This is a genomic window from Pseudomonas sp. B19(2017), assembly GCF_002113165.1.
Classification (GTDB): domain Bacteria; phylum Pseudomonadota; class Gammaproteobacteria; order Pseudomonadales; family Pseudomonadaceae; genus Aquipseudomonas.
Window position 1 is genome coordinate 196,477 of record NZ_NEJR01000006.1, and the last position, 12,121, is coordinate 208,597.

Annotated in this window: 12 protein-coding genes; 7 read left to right on the forward strand and 5 right to left on the reverse strand. The window is 63.7% G+C overall.

What is annotated here, in order from left to right; all coding sequences use genetic code 11:
• Window positions 1-25 precede the first annotated feature (25 nt).
• Complete coding sequence (locus CAF70_RS27575) at window positions 26-280, reverse strand: hypothetical protein (protein ID WP_158090318.1); 255 nt, start codon at window positions 278-280, stop codon at window positions 26-28.
• Between the two features lie 80 nt (window positions 281-360).
• Between CAF70_RS27575 and CAF70_RS11565 the strand changes: the two genes are divergently transcribed.
• From CAF70_RS11565 to CAF70_RS11585, 5 genes are all read left to right on the forward strand, one after another.
• Window positions 361-693: a type II toxin-antitoxin system HicB family antitoxin gene (locus CAF70_RS11565; RefSeq protein ID WP_015271315.1), complete on the forward strand. Its 333-nt coding sequence runs from the start codon at window positions 361-363 to the stop codon at window positions 691-693.
• 158 nt (window positions 694-851) lie between these two features.
• Complete coding sequence (locus CAF70_RS11570) at window positions 852-1,277, forward strand: nuclear transport factor 2 family protein (protein ID WP_085623008.1); 426 nt, start codon at window positions 852-854, stop codon at window positions 1,275-1,277.
• 44 nt (window positions 1,278-1,321) lie between these two features.
• Window positions 1,322-1,666 carry a YciI family protein gene (locus tag CAF70_RS11575; RefSeq protein ID WP_013973721.1) on the forward strand — a complete coding sequence of 115 codons (345 nt, stop codon included), beginning with the start codon at window positions 1,322-1,324 and terminating at the stop codon, window positions 1,664-1,666.
• Window positions 1,667-1,687: 21 nt separating this feature from the next.
• The gene (locus tag CAF70_RS11580; protein ID WP_063912944.1) at window positions 1,688-2,173 is read left to right on the forward strand and encodes an SRPBCC family protein; all 486 of its coding nucleotides are present in this window, start codon (window positions 1,688-1,690) and stop codon (window positions 2,171-2,173) included.
• Window positions 2,173-3,411 carry an RNA polymerase sigma factor gene (locus tag CAF70_RS11585; RefSeq protein ID WP_085623010.1) on the forward strand — a complete coding sequence of 413 codons (1,239 nt, stop codon included), beginning with the start codon at window positions 2,173-2,175 and terminating at the stop codon, window positions 3,409-3,411. Before CAF70_RS11580 ends, CAF70_RS11585 begins: the two co-directional genes overlap by 1 nt.
• Window positions 3,412-3,537: 126 nt before the next feature.
• On the opposite strand, the gene CAF70_RS11590 is transcribed toward CAF70_RS11585, so the two are convergent.
• Window positions 3,538-4,008: a MaoC family dehydratase gene (locus CAF70_RS11590; RefSeq protein WP_085623012.1), complete on the reverse strand. Its 471-nt coding sequence runs from the start codon at window positions 4,006-4,008 to the stop codon at window positions 3,538-3,540.
• A 34-nt stretch (window positions 4,009-4,042) separates the two neighbouring features.
• Window positions 4,043-4,987, reverse strand: coding sequence for an alpha/beta hydrolase (locus tag CAF70_RS11595; RefSeq protein WP_085623014.1), 945 nt, complete (start codon window positions 4,985-4,987; stop codon window positions 4,043-4,045).
• A gap of 219 nt (window positions 4,988-5,206) precedes the next feature.
• On the opposite strand from CAF70_RS11595, the gene fadD2 reads away from it, so the two are divergent.
• The gene (fadD2, locus tag CAF70_RS11600; RefSeq protein WP_085623016.1) at window positions 5,207-6,895 is read left to right on the forward strand and encodes a long-chain-fatty-acid--CoA ligase FadD2; all 1,689 of its coding nucleotides are present in this window, start codon (window positions 5,207-5,209) and stop codon (window positions 6,893-6,895) included.
• A gap of 358 nt (window positions 6,896-7,253) precedes the next feature.
• Window positions 7,254-8,951: a long-chain-fatty-acid--CoA ligase FadD1 gene (gene fadD1, locus CAF70_RS11605; RefSeq protein WP_085623018.1), complete on the forward strand. Its 1,698-nt coding sequence runs from the start codon at window positions 7,254-7,256 to the stop codon at window positions 8,949-8,951.
• Between the two features lie 103 nt (window positions 8,952-9,054).
• Here fadD1 and CAF70_RS11610 read toward each other — a convergent pair whose 3' ends face one another.
• Window positions 9,055-10,362, reverse strand: a complete 1,308-nt coding sequence (locus tag CAF70_RS11610; protein ID WP_085623020.1) for an FAD-binding oxidoreductase — start codon at window positions 10,360-10,362, stop codon at window positions 9,055-9,057.
• Between the two features lie 24 nt (window positions 10,363-10,386).
• Window positions 10,387-11,751, reverse strand: a complete 1,365-nt coding sequence (locus tag CAF70_RS11615; RefSeq protein ID WP_085623022.1) for a glutamine synthetase family protein — start codon at window positions 11,749-11,751, stop codon at window positions 10,387-10,389.
• Between the last annotated feature and the right edge of the window lie 370 nt (window positions 11,752-12,121).

Consider the following 12,121-nt stretch of genomic DNA (forward strand, 5'->3'; position numbering starts at 1 on the left):
CGACGGCCTGCTGGCGTCGGGGTCATCAACCGTATTGCAGTTCGAGCAACAGAAAAATCCTGAATGAATATCGAGGAAAAGTGCTATCTTTATTTGATAGCATTTTTCGATGAACACTCGATACCGCAAAATCCTCGACGCAATCTTCCGAACGCCGGCCACGGCGTCGTTGGCTTTCTCCGAGATCGAGGCATTGGTACTCCATCTTGGCGGTGAGGTGCTGGAGCGGCAAGGTTCCAGGGGCAAGCTGGTGCTTGGTGGCCAATTCTGGAGATGCCATCGGCCTCATCCAGGCAAGGAAGCCAAGCGGTATCAGATTGAAGGAGCCCGTGAATTCCTCTTGCGGGCAGGAGTCAGGATATGAGTTGCATGCGCTACAAAGGCTACGCCGCCCGTATCGAGTACGACGCGCGTGACGATATCTTCGTCGGCCGTGTGCTTGGTATGCGTGACATCATCAGTTTTCACGCAAGCTCGGTGCCCGAGTTGCATGAGGCGTTTCGCGATGCGCTGGAAGATTACCTGGCCGATTGTGCAGAGCAGGGCATTGCGCCGGAAAAACCTGCCTCGGGCAAAGTAATGCTGCGTATCCGCCCCGAAGTTCATGCCGCCGCGAGTGTTGCTGCCCGTGCTGCCGGCAAAAGCCTCAACCAGTGGGCCGATGAGGTCTTTGAACAAGCCGCAATGGCCTGAACCAGCCTGCTTTTTCGTTGTTTATCGCGGGTATTCTGCCATCACCCATGCAGAATAGTTTCCGCTGCCTGTCGATTCCGCCGTCCCCCGTTCGACCATAGGTGAAAGCACGTTGCACCCCGTGCCCAACCACCCATGACCTGTCGGAGGAACCCCCGATGAGCACCGCAGCCGAAACCGAGATCCGCCAATTGATCGAGCGCTGGATGCAGGCCGTGCGCGACCGCGACATCCCCAACATCATCGCCCCCTACGCCGACGACATCGTCGCCTTCGATGCCATCCAGTCCCTGCAATTCAAAGGCAAGGCCACCTACCAGGCGCACTGGGAAATGTGCATGGGCATGTGCCCCGGCCCGATGGTTTTCGAATTTGCCGAGCTGACCGTGCATGCCGCTGGCGACCTGGCCCTGGCCCACTGGCTGAACCGCTGTGGCCCGGCGGACAATGAAAGCCAGTGCGGCTTCATGCGCGCCACCGTGGGCTATCGTCGTCAGGGTGGCCAGTGGCAGATCATCCACGAACACTGGTCGGCGCCGTTCGACATGGAAACCCAGAAAGCCCTGTTCGATCTCAAGCCCTGAGCCGTTATCGCCAAACGCACTTTGCCAATGCCCTGGAGGCAATCATGAAATACCTGTGCCTGGTCTATTGTGACGAGGGGCTGCTGCACAGCCTGCCCGACAGCCCGGAAGACGCCGAATGCATGGCGTACGCCGAATCCATCCAGGGTTCCGGGCGAATGCTGGCAGCCGAGGCGCTGAAGCCGGTGCAGACCGCCACCACCGTGCGCATGCGTAACGGGCACATGAGCCTGACCGATGGCCCGTTCGCCGAGACCAAGGAGCAACTGGCGGGGTTTTACCTGGTGGAGGCCCGCGACCTGAACGAGGCACTGAACATCGCCAAGGGCATCCCCGCCGCACGGGTCGGCAGTGTCGAGGTGCGGCCGGTGCGCGAACTGCAACCCTGACAGCAACGGAGACTTACCAGCATGAGCCTTGCACACCCCGCGCAAGCGCAACACGAGTTGTCCATCAGCCGCCTGATCGACGCGCCTCCGGCCAAGGTGTTCCGCGCCTGGACCGACCCCCAGTGGCTGATGCAGTGGTGGGGGCCGCACGGCATGACCACCCCGGAGTGCGAGATGCAGTTGTGGATCGGTGGCCTGTTCCGCACCCTGATGCGGGCGCCGGATGGCAGCGAGTACCCGAACCAGGGCGTGTTCCTGGAAATCGCCGCGCCGCGTCGGTTGGTGTTCACCGATGCCTTCGGCCCGGGCTGGGTGCCTTCGGACAAGGCCTTCATGACTGCCGTGATCAGTTTTGACGAGGAGCAGGGCAAAACCCGCTACACCGCCCGCGCCTGGCACTGGAATGCCGCCGACTGCCGTGCCCATGAGGAAATGGGCTTTCACCAGGGCTGGGGAGAAAGCCTGGACCGCCTGGTGGAGGTGGTGACCCAGCGGATGCCCGACTGATGACGCCACTGGCGCAAGTACGTGCCGAGGTCGAGGCGGTCTACCGGCGCGAGTCGCGGCGCATCCTGGCGACGCTGATCCGCCTGCTGGGTGATTTTGACCTGGCCGAGGAGGCCATGCACGACGCCTTCTTCATCGCCGTAGAGCGCTGGCAGCGCGACGGTATTCCCGATAACCCGAGGGCGTGGCTGGTGTCCACCGGCCGCTTCAAGGCCATCGATGCGCTGCGCCGGCGCGCCCGTTTCGACCGTTCCCAGGCGGACCTGAGCATGCTGCTCGATGGCCAGGCGCAGGACCCAAGTGAAGAAGAGCTGCTGGCCGATGACCGCCTGCGGCTGATCTTCACCTGCTGCCACCCGGCCTTGTCCGCCGATGCCCAGGTGCCGCTGACCCTGCGTGAAGTGTGCGACCTGACCACCGAGCAGATCGCCCGCGCTTTCCTGCAGAGCCCGGCTACCATCGCCCAGCGCATCGTGCGTGCCAAGGCCAAGATCCGCGATGCCGGCATCCCTTATCAGGTGCCGGAGCTGAGCGAATTGCCCGAGCGCCTGGAGAGCGTGCTGCGGGTGATCTACCTGGTGTTCAACGAGGGCTATTCGGCGTCATCGGGCGAGGCGCTGTTGCAACAGGAACTGAGCGACGAAGCCATTCGCCTGGCGCGGCTGCTGGTGCAGTTGCTACCCGACCCGGAGGCGCGTGGCCTGTTGGCTTTGATGTTGCTGCAAGCATCCCGGCAGCGGGCGCGTACCGATGGCCAGGGCAATCTGGTACTGCTCGAGCAGCAGGACCGTAGCCTGTGGGACCGGCAACGCATTGAAGAGGGTTGCGAACTGGTGCGCCAGGCCCTGCAAAGCCGGGCGTTCGGTGCCTATACCGTGCAGGCGGCGATTGCTGCGGTGCATGCCGAAGCAGCGACCGCCGAAGCGACCGACTGGGCGGAGATCGTCGGGCTGTATGACGTGCTGCAGCGGCATTGGCCGTCGGCCGTGGTAGAGCTGAACAGGGCCGTGGCGCTGGCGAAGCGGGATGGGCCGGAGGCTGGCCTGCGAGAGGTCGAAGGGATTCTGGCGCGGGGTGAACTGCTGGACTATCACCTGGCCCATGCGGCGCGGGCCGAGCTGTATTACCAGCTGGGGCATGTGGAGCAGGCGCGTGCGGCCTGGCGGCAGGCGCTGGCGCTGACCCGGCAGGAGCCGGAGCGCAGGCATATCGAGCGGCGGTTGCAGGCTATCGAATGATGTTGGCTGTGCCGGCCTCTTCGCGGGCACGCCCGCTCCCACAGGGATTGCATAGTCTTCAATCCAGCGAAAAACCTGTGGGAGCGGGCGTGCCCGCGAAGAGGCCGGTACTGCTTACATCACTTTTCAGCTAGCGACAAAATTCGGCGGCGACACCAGCTCGACGGTCTGCTGCTTGCGCGGCGCCAGGATCTCGGCCTCGCCCTGGACCACCAGCTCATCATTCTGGTTGAACACATTGGTGGCGATGCGCACCTTGAACTTGGGCAGCTTCTCGAGGATTTCCAGGCGTACGGTCAGGGTATCGCCAATTTTCACCGGCTTCTGAAAGCTCATTTGCTGGCCCAGATAGATGGTGCCAGGGCCGGGCAAGGTGCAGGCCACTGCAGCACTGATCAGCGCACCGCTGAACATGCCGTGGGCAATGCGCTCGCGGAACATGCTCCTGGCAGCGAACTCGGCGTCCAGGTGCACCGGGTTGTGGTCACCGGACATCGCGGCGAACAGCTGGATGTCGCGTTCTTCAACGGACTTCTTGTATTCGGCCTTCTGGCCGACTTCGAGGGCTTCGTAGGGCGTGTTGGTGACCTGGGTCATCGGGGCTTCCTTAAAGGGCGGGCGAGGGCGCCTATCATTCGCTGCGGGCAGGCCGGCCAAGGGCCAGCGCCTGTTCGAGCCAGGCGAGAATATCGCCGGTGACCTCGTCTCGATTGAGTTCGTTGAGCACTTCATGCCGCGCCTCGGGGTAGACGCGCAGCTGTACATGTCGATTGCCGGTCGCGCGCAGAGCGTCGGCCAGGTGGGTGAGACGCTTGCCGGCGCTGACCGGATCACATTTACCACCGATCACCAGCAGTGGCAGGTTCGGATCGATCTGCGCGAGGTTACTCGGCTGGCTGATTTGCGCCAAGCCTTGCAGCAGGTCGAGCCATAACTGGTTGCTGCAGCGAAAGCCGCACAGTGGGTCGTTGACGTACAGGTCGACCTGCGCCGGGTCGCGGCTGAGCCAGTCGAACGCTGTGCGATTGGGCTTGAAGGCCTTGTTGAACGAGCCGAACGACAACCACTCGATAAGCGCGCTCTTGCCCAATGGCCCCTGGCGCCAGGCCTCCAGCCGGGCAATCAGCCGCGCTACGCGGTACAGCACCGCCGGCTGGTAGTTGGAGCCGCTGAGGATCGCCCCATGCAGGCTGCCACTGTGGTGCAGCAGGTAGGCCTGGGCAATGTAGCTGCCCATGCTGTGGCCAAACAGGAACAGCGGCGTACACGGGTATTGCTGGCCGATGTGCTGGGCCAGCAGCCCGAGGTCGTTGACCACGGCATTCCAGCCATGATGGCGGGCGAACAGGCCGAGGCTGCCCAGTTCGGCGGTGCGCCCGTGGCCGCGCTGGTCGGCAGCGAACAAGGCGAAGCCGGCCTCGCTCAGGGCATGGCCCAGGTGCTGGTAGCGCCCGGCATGCTCGGCCATGCCGTGGGCCAGCAGCACCACGGCTTTTACCGGTTTGGCCGGCAACCATTGGTGCACATACAGGCTGCAGTGCTCGCTGGCGGGCAGCCAGAAGGCGTCGTGAGGCATGGCGGGTCCTTGTGCGCACAGGTACCCGGACAGTGTATGCACAACCGGGCGGATTGCAGGAAGGGCACAAATAAGATTCACAATGTTAATGGCGGCACTTGGCGTATATGCCACCTCGGGCTTACCTGCTAACGTCGGATCAACGCCTTTTCGCTTTCGGGCGGGCAGGTGAAAGGACTACAGGACTCACAGCAGGTCCAGGCAGAGGAACAATAATAAATGCAAGCCGACTTCTGGAATGACAAGCGCCCGGCGGGCGTGCCTTCGACCATCGACATCAATGCCTACACCTCGGTCGTCGAGGTGTTCGAGCGCTCCTGTAAACGCTTCGCCGACCGCCCGGCCTTCAGCAACCTGGGCGTGACCCTGAACTACGCCGAGCTGGAACGCCATTCGGCGGCCTTCGCGGCCTGGTTGCAGCAGCATACCGACCTCAACCCGGGGGACCGCATCGCGGTGCAGATGCCCAACGTGCTGCAATACCCCATCGCCGTGTTCGGTGCCCTGCGCGCAGGCCTGATCGTGGTCAACACCAATCCGCTGTATACCGAGCGCGAGATGCGCCACCAGTTCAAGGACAGCGGCGCGCGTGCGCTGGTGTACCTGAACATGTTCGGCAAGCGCGTGCAGGAGGTGTTGCCCGATACCGGCATCGAGTACCTGATCGAGGCGAAGATGGGCGACATGCTGCCCACCGCCAAGGGCTGGCTGGTCAACACCGTGGTCGACAAGCTGAAGAAGATGGTGCCGGCCTACCAGCTGCCCCAGGCGGTGTCGTTCAAGCAGGTGCTGCGCCAGGGCCGCGAGCTGTCGCACAAGCCGGTGCCGCTCAGCCTGGACGACACGGCCGTGCTGCAATACACCGGCGGCACCACCGGCCTGGCCAAGGGCGCCATGCTCACCCACGGCAACCTGGTGGCCAACATGCTGCAGGTGCTGGCCTGTTTCTCGCAGCACGGGCCGGACGGGCAGAAGCTGATCAAGGAAGGCCAGGAGGTGATGATCGCGCCGCTGCCGCTGTATCACATCTATGCCTTTACCGCGAACTGCATGTGCATGATGGTCACCGGCAACCACAACGTGCTGATCACCAACCCACGGGATATTTCCGGCTTCATCAAGGAGCTGGGCAAATGGCGTTTCTCCGCCTTGCTGGGCCTGAACACGCTGTTCGTCGCGTTGATGGATCATCCGGGCTTCCGCCAGCTCGATTTTTCGGCGCTGAAGGTCACCAACTCCGGTGGCACCGCACTGGTCAAGGCCACGGCCGAGCGCTGGGAGGCGCTTACCGGTTGCCGCATCGTCGAGGGCTACGGCTTGACCGAAACCTCGCCGGTGGCCAGCACCAACCCCTATGGCCAGCTGGCGCGCCTGGGCACGGTGGGCATCCCGGTGGCGGGCACCGCCTTCAAGGTGATCGACGACGACGGCAACGAGCTGCCGCTGGGCGAGCGGGGCGAGCTGTGCATCAAGGGGCCGCAGGTGATGAAAGGCTACTGGCAGCAGCCCGAGGCCACGGCCCAGGCCCTGGATGCGGAGGGCTGGTTCAAGACCGGCGACATCGCGGTGATCGACCCGGACGGCTTCACCCGCATCGTCGACCGCAAGAAAGACATGATCATCGTCTCGGGTTTCAATGTGTACCCCAACGAGATCGAGGACGTGGTGATGGGCCATCCCAAGGTTGCCAACTGTGCGGCCATCGGCGTGCCGGACGAGCGTTCCGGCGAGGCGGTGAAGCTGTTCGTGGTGCCGCGCGAGGGCGGGCTGAGCGTGGAGGAGCTGAAGGCCTACTGTAAGGCCAACTTCACTGGCTACAAGGTACCCAAGCACATCGTGCTGCGCGAATCGCTGCCGATGACGCCGGTGGGCAAGATCCTGCGGCGGGAGCTGCGCGACATCGCTTGATTCCGGGTTGGCTTCTTCGCGGGCTTGCCCGCTCCCACAAGTACTGCACAGCATTCAAGAACTGTGACGTCCCTGTGGGAGCGGGCGAGCCCGCGAATGCCGGGAAATCGCTCTAACAGGCAGTTTATAGCCCGTTCTGCGACATTTTGGATAAATACTCTAAAAATGACCTGTATTGTTCATTGAGTCATTTTTGTGACCGCGAAGCCTGTTTTGGCCTCTAGGCGACCCCTGGCAAAGCTGTTACTCTCGGCCCGCTTTCAGGTGATCCGGTTTGCAACGAGCCGTCATCTCATATCAATAATAAGCGCATCGACGCGTGAATCGAACTTCGCTGTTGCTGAAGGAGTGGGCTTCCATGATCGAACATTTTTGGAAGGATAAGTACCCAGCCGGGATTACGGCGGAAATCAATCCTGACGAATTCCCCAATATCCAGGCGGTACTCAAGCAATCCTGCCAACGCTTTGCCGACAAACCGGCCTTTAGCAACCTGGGCAAGACTATCACTTATGGCGAGCTGTATGCGCTGTCGGGGGCGTTTGCCGCCTGGCTGCAGCAGCATACCGACCTCAAGCCGGGTGACCGCATTGCCGTGCAGCTGCCTAACGTACTGCAGTACCCGGTGGCGGTGTTCGGTGCCATGCGTGCCGGGCTGATCGTGGTCAACACCAACCCGCTGTACACAGCGCGGGAAATGGAACACCAGTTCAACGACTCGGGCGCCAAGGCCCTGGTGTGCCTGGCCAACATGGCCCACCTGGCCGAGAAGGTGGTGCCCAAGACCCAGGTCAGGCACGTCATCGTCACCGAAGTGGCCGACTTGCTACCGCCGCTCAAGCGCCTGCTGATCAACAGCGTGATCAAGTACGTGAAGAAGATGGTACCGGCCTACAACCTGCCGCGTGCCGTACGCTTCAACGACGCACTGGCGCTTGGCAAGGGCCAGCCGGTGACCGAGGCCAACCCGCAGGCCAACGACGTGGCGGTGCTGCAGTACACCGGTGGCACCACCGGCGTGGCCAAGGGCGCGATGCTGACGCACCGCAACCTGGTGGCCAACATGCTGCAGTGCCGTGCGCTGATGGGCTCCAACCTGCACGAAGGCTGCGAAATCCTCATCACCCCGCTGCCGCTGTACCACATCTACGCCTTTACCTTCCATTGCATGGCAATGATGCTGATCGGCAACCACAACGTGCTGATCAGCAACCCGCGTGACCTGCCGGCCATGGTCAAGGAACTGGGCAAGTGGAAGTTCAGCGGCTTCGTCGGCCTCAACACCCTGTTCGTTGCCCTGTGCAACAACGAGGCGTTCCGTGCCCTGGACTTCTCGGCGCTGAAGATCACCCTGTCCGGCGGCATGGCCTTGCAGCTGAGCGTGGCCGAGCGCTGGAAGGCGGTGACCGGCTGCGCCATCTGCGAGGGCTATGGCATGACCGAGACCAGCCCGGTGGCTGCAGTGAACCCGTCGGAGGCCAACCAGGTCGGCACCATCGGTATTCCGGTACCCTCGACCCTGTGCAAGGTTATCGATGACGCCGGCAACGAATTGCCGCTGGGCGAAGTGGGTGAGCTGTGCATCAAGGGCCCTCAGGTGATGAAGGGCTACTGGCAGCGCGAAGAGGCAACCGCCGAGATCCTCGACAGCAATGGCTGGCTGAAGACCGGTGATATCGCCGTGATCCAGCCGGACGGCTACATGCGCATTGTCGACCGCAAGAAGGACATGATCCTGGTCTCGGGTTTCAACGTGTACCCCAACGAGCTGGAGGATGTGCTGGCGGCCCTGCCGGGCGTGCTGCAATGTGCAGCCATCGGCGTGCCGGACGAGAAGTCCGGTGAAGTGATCAAGGTGTTCATCGTGGTCAAGCCGGGCATGACCGTGACCAAGGAGCAGGTGATGGAACACATGCGCGCCAACGTCACTGGCTACAAGGTCCCGCGCCAGATCGAGTTCCGTGATGCGCTGCCGACCACCAACGTGGGCAAGATCCTGCGCCGCGAACTGCGCGATGAAGAGCTGAAGAAGCAGGGCCTGAAGAAGATCGCCTGATCGACCTCACTGACCTCTTCGCGGGCACGCCCGCTCCCACAGGTATTGCGCCGAGCTAGAGGGCTGCGTTGTACCTGTGGGAGCGGGCGTGCCCGCGAATGCTTCAGCGCAATTTCTCCAGCATCTGGTAGTACCACATCCCCGCCGCCAACAGCGGGTTCCCCAGCAGATCCCCCATCGGCACCCGCACATGCTTGCACTGGGCAAAGGTGTCGAACTTTTCCAGTGTTCCGGTCAGCGCCTCGGCCATGATCTCGCCCATGATGTGGCTGGTAGCAATCCCGTGCCCCGAATAGCCCTGGCAGTACCACACGTTGTCCGACAGCTTGCCCAACTGCGGGATGCGGTTGACCACGATGCCCATGGCGCAGCTCCACTGGAACTCGATCGGCACGCCTTTCAATGCCGGGAAGGTGCGTTCGATGCACGGGCGCAGTTCGCCTTCGATATCCCGTGAGTCACGGCCGGAATAGTTGGCGCCACCGCCGAACAGCAGGCGCTTGTCGGCGGTCAGGCGGTAGTAGTCGAGCACGAAGCGGCAGTCGTACACCGCCAGGTCCTGCGGGTTGATCTGCTCGGCCAGTTCCCCCAGCGGCGCGGTGGTGACGATGCCGCCCATGGCGGGGAAGATCTTGCCCTTGAGCTGGCGCTTCTCCAGCTTGTGGTACACATCGCCGGCCAGCATCACCTGACGCGCTTCGACCCGGCCGTGGGCGGTGACCACCGCCGGGTGTGGGCCGTGGACGATGTCCAGTACTTCGGAGTTCTCGAAAATCAGCGCCCCCAGGCCATGGGCAGCACGGGCCTCGCCCAGGCACAGGTTGAGCGGGTGCAGGTGCAGGTTGCGCAGGTTCTTCAGCGCGCCCAGGTACAGCGGGCTTTGCAGGTGCTCGGCCATGCCATCGCGGTCCAGCAGTTGCACCTGCTCGCCCATGCCGCGCCGCCGGGCCTCGGCCTCGAAAGCGCGCAATTCGTCCATGTGCGAGGGCTTCATCGCCGCATGCAGGTGGCCGCGCTTGAGGTCGCAGTCGATGCCGTAGCGCGCCACGCGCTGCTCGATCACCTGGTGCCCGCGCCAGCGCAGGTGCCAGATGAAGTCATCGACCTCGGCACCCAGGCGGTTGCGCATCTGCGAGCGCATGGCTTCGTCGCCCGACAGGCTGCCGGTGACCTGGCCGCCGTTGCGCCCGCTGGCACCCCAGCCGATGCGGTTGGTTTCGACGATGGCCACCTTCAGGCCACGCTCGGCCAGTTCCACCGCCGTGGCCACGCCGGTGAAGCCGCCGCCGATGATCGCCACATCCACCTGTACCGTGCCCTTGAGTTGCGGGTACTCGGTGTGGTCGTTGAGGGTGGCGCTGTAGTAGGACGGCGCGCGCTGCGCCGGGCCTTTGTTCAATGCTGCATTCATGGGGATTCCTTGTAATCCGGGGGCTCAGGCCTGGTGCAGGTACCAGCGCCAGTCCTGCTCGCTGACTTCGGCCATGAACTGGCGGTACTCGGCGCGCTTGACCTTCAGGTACACGCCAAGGAAGTCCTCGCCCAGTGCTTCGCGCGCCCAGCTGGAGTGCTGCAGGGCATCGAGGGCAGTCAGCCAGTCGGTGGGCAGGTGTTCGGTGGCCTGGGCATAGCCGTTGCCTTGCACCGGTGCCCCCGGGTCCAGCTGTTCGCGGATGCCGCGGTGGCTGGCGGCGAGGATCGCCGCAGCGGCCAGGTAGGGGTTTGCGTCGGCGCCGCAGATGCGGTGCTCCACATGCCGGCTGTTGGCCGGGCCGCCCGGTATGCGCAGGCTCACGGTACGGTTGTCGACGCCCCAGGTCGGCGCCAGCGGTGCATAGCTGTTGGCCTGGAAGCGGCGGAACGAGTTGGCGTTGGGGCAAAACAGCAGCAGCGATTCGCGCAGGTGGCGCAGCATGCCGGCCACCGCCTGGCGCAGCAGCGGGGTGCCGGCCTTGTCCTCACTGGCGAACAGGTTGTTGCCGGCGCTGTCGGCCAGGCTCAGATGCATGTGCATGCCGGTGCCGGCCAGTTGCGCGAACGGCTTGGCCATGAAGCAGGCCTGCATGCCATGGGCATGGGCAATGCCTTTGACCAGGCGCTTGTAGCGCACGGCCTGGTCCATTGCCTGCAAGGCGTCGCCGTGCTCGAGGGTGATTTCCACCTGGCCGGGGGCATATTCCGAAATCGCCGTGCGGGCCGGGATGCCCTGGGCCTTGCACGCGGCGTAGAGGTCGGCAAGGAACGGCTCGATCTGCTCCAGTTCGCGCAGGCCATACACCTGGGTGGTGCGGGGGCGGCCGCCGTCGTTGTCCAGTGCCGGTTGCGGGCGGCCCTGGGCATCGGGTTGCTGGTCGAGCAGGTAGAACTCCAGCTCGCAGGCCATCACCGGGTGGTAGCCATCGGCCTTCAGTGCTTCGACGGTACGCAGCAGCACGTGGCGCGGGTCGGCGATGCTGGCCGGCAGGCCCTCGGTCGGGTGCATGCTCACCTGTACCGCGGCGGTTGGCACCCGGCGCCAGGGCAGGCGCACCAGGCTGCCTTCAAGCGGGTAGGCGCGGCAGTCGATATCACCCACCTCCCACACCAGGCCGGAGTTTTCCACGTCGTCGCCGTTCAGGGTCAGGCCGAGAATGGTGCTGGGCAGTGGTCGGCCGCTCTGGTACACGGCCAGCAGTTCCTCGCGGTGCAGCAGCTTGCCGCGCGGTACGCCGTTGGCGTCGAGGATGAACAATTCGAACAGCTCGATATCGGGGTTGTCGGCCAGAAAACGGCTGGCCTGCTCTACGGGTGCAAAGTGCATGATGAATTCGCTCGCGGGTGCACGGGCCACCGCGCATGCAGGCGGCCCGGCTGAGTCAAACGGCCAGACGACGGCCGGGTTTGGTCACAAAGGCGAGAGCGAGATATCCGGTGGGCGTGCGTGACGGCAGTGCCACAGGGCCCAGAAGGCTAGGATGATGTGGACCAGCGGATTTTCACCGGCACGGCGCCGGGCCTTCGCTTGCGAAGGGCGGGACGACGGTGGGGCGATGGGCTGGGCGGGAATCATGCCTTTGATACTCACATGCGGCGTAAGGTTGATTAAACCAGTGAATGGCAACCTTTACATCGCACTTGGCTAAACATTTGGCTGCCTGTGCCGGCCTATTCGCGGGCTTGCCCGCTCCCAC

Excerpts from the sequence above, each read along its gene's own strand:
- CAF70_RS11575 (WP_013973721.1), top strand. The coding sequence starts at position 1,322 with ATGAAATACCTGTGCCTGGTCTATTGTGACGAGGGGCTGCTGCACAGC.
- CAF70_RS11585 (WP_085623010.1), top strand. The coding sequence starts at position 2,173 with ATGACGCCACTGGCGCAAGTACGTGCCGAGGTCGAGGCGGTCTACCGG.
- fadD2 (WP_085623016.1), top strand. The coding sequence starts at position 5,207 with ATGCAAGCCGACTTCTGGAATGACAAGCGCCCGGCGGGCGTGCCTTCG.
- fadD1 (WP_085623018.1), top strand. The coding sequence starts at position 7,254 with ATGATCGAACATTTTTGGAAGGATAAGTACCCAGCCGGGATTACGGCG.
- CAF70_RS11590 (WP_085623012.1), bottom strand. The coding sequence starts at position 4,008 with ATGACCCAGGTCACCAACACGCCCTACGAAGCCCTCGAAGTCGGCCAG.
- CAF70_RS11610 (WP_085623020.1), bottom strand. The coding sequence starts at position 10,362 with ATGAATGCAGCATTGAACAAAGGCCCGGCGCAGCGCGCGCCGTCCTAC.
- CAF70_RS11615 (WP_085623022.1), bottom strand. The coding sequence starts at position 11,751 with ATGCACTTTGCACCCGTAGAGCAGGCCAGCCGTTTTCTGGCCGACAAC.
- CAF70_RS11595 (WP_085623014.1), bottom strand. The coding sequence starts at position 4,987 with ATGCCTCACGACGCCTTCTGGCTGCCCGCCAGCGAGCACTGCAGCCTG.
- CAF70_RS11570 (WP_085623008.1), top strand. The coding sequence starts at position 852 with ATGAGCACCGCAGCCGAAACCGAGATCCGCCAATTGATCGAGCGCTGG.
- CAF70_RS11580 (WP_063912944.1), top strand. The coding sequence starts at position 1,688 with ATGAGCCTTGCACACCCCGCGCAAGCGCAACACGAGTTGTCCATCAGC.
- CAF70_RS27575 (WP_158090318.1), bottom strand. The coding sequence starts at position 280 with ATGGCATCTCCAGAATTGGCCACCAAGCACCAGCTTGCCCCTGGAACC.
- CAF70_RS11565 (WP_015271315.1), top strand. The coding sequence starts at position 361 with ATGAGTTGCATGCGCTACAAAGGCTACGCCGCCCGTATCGAGTACGAC.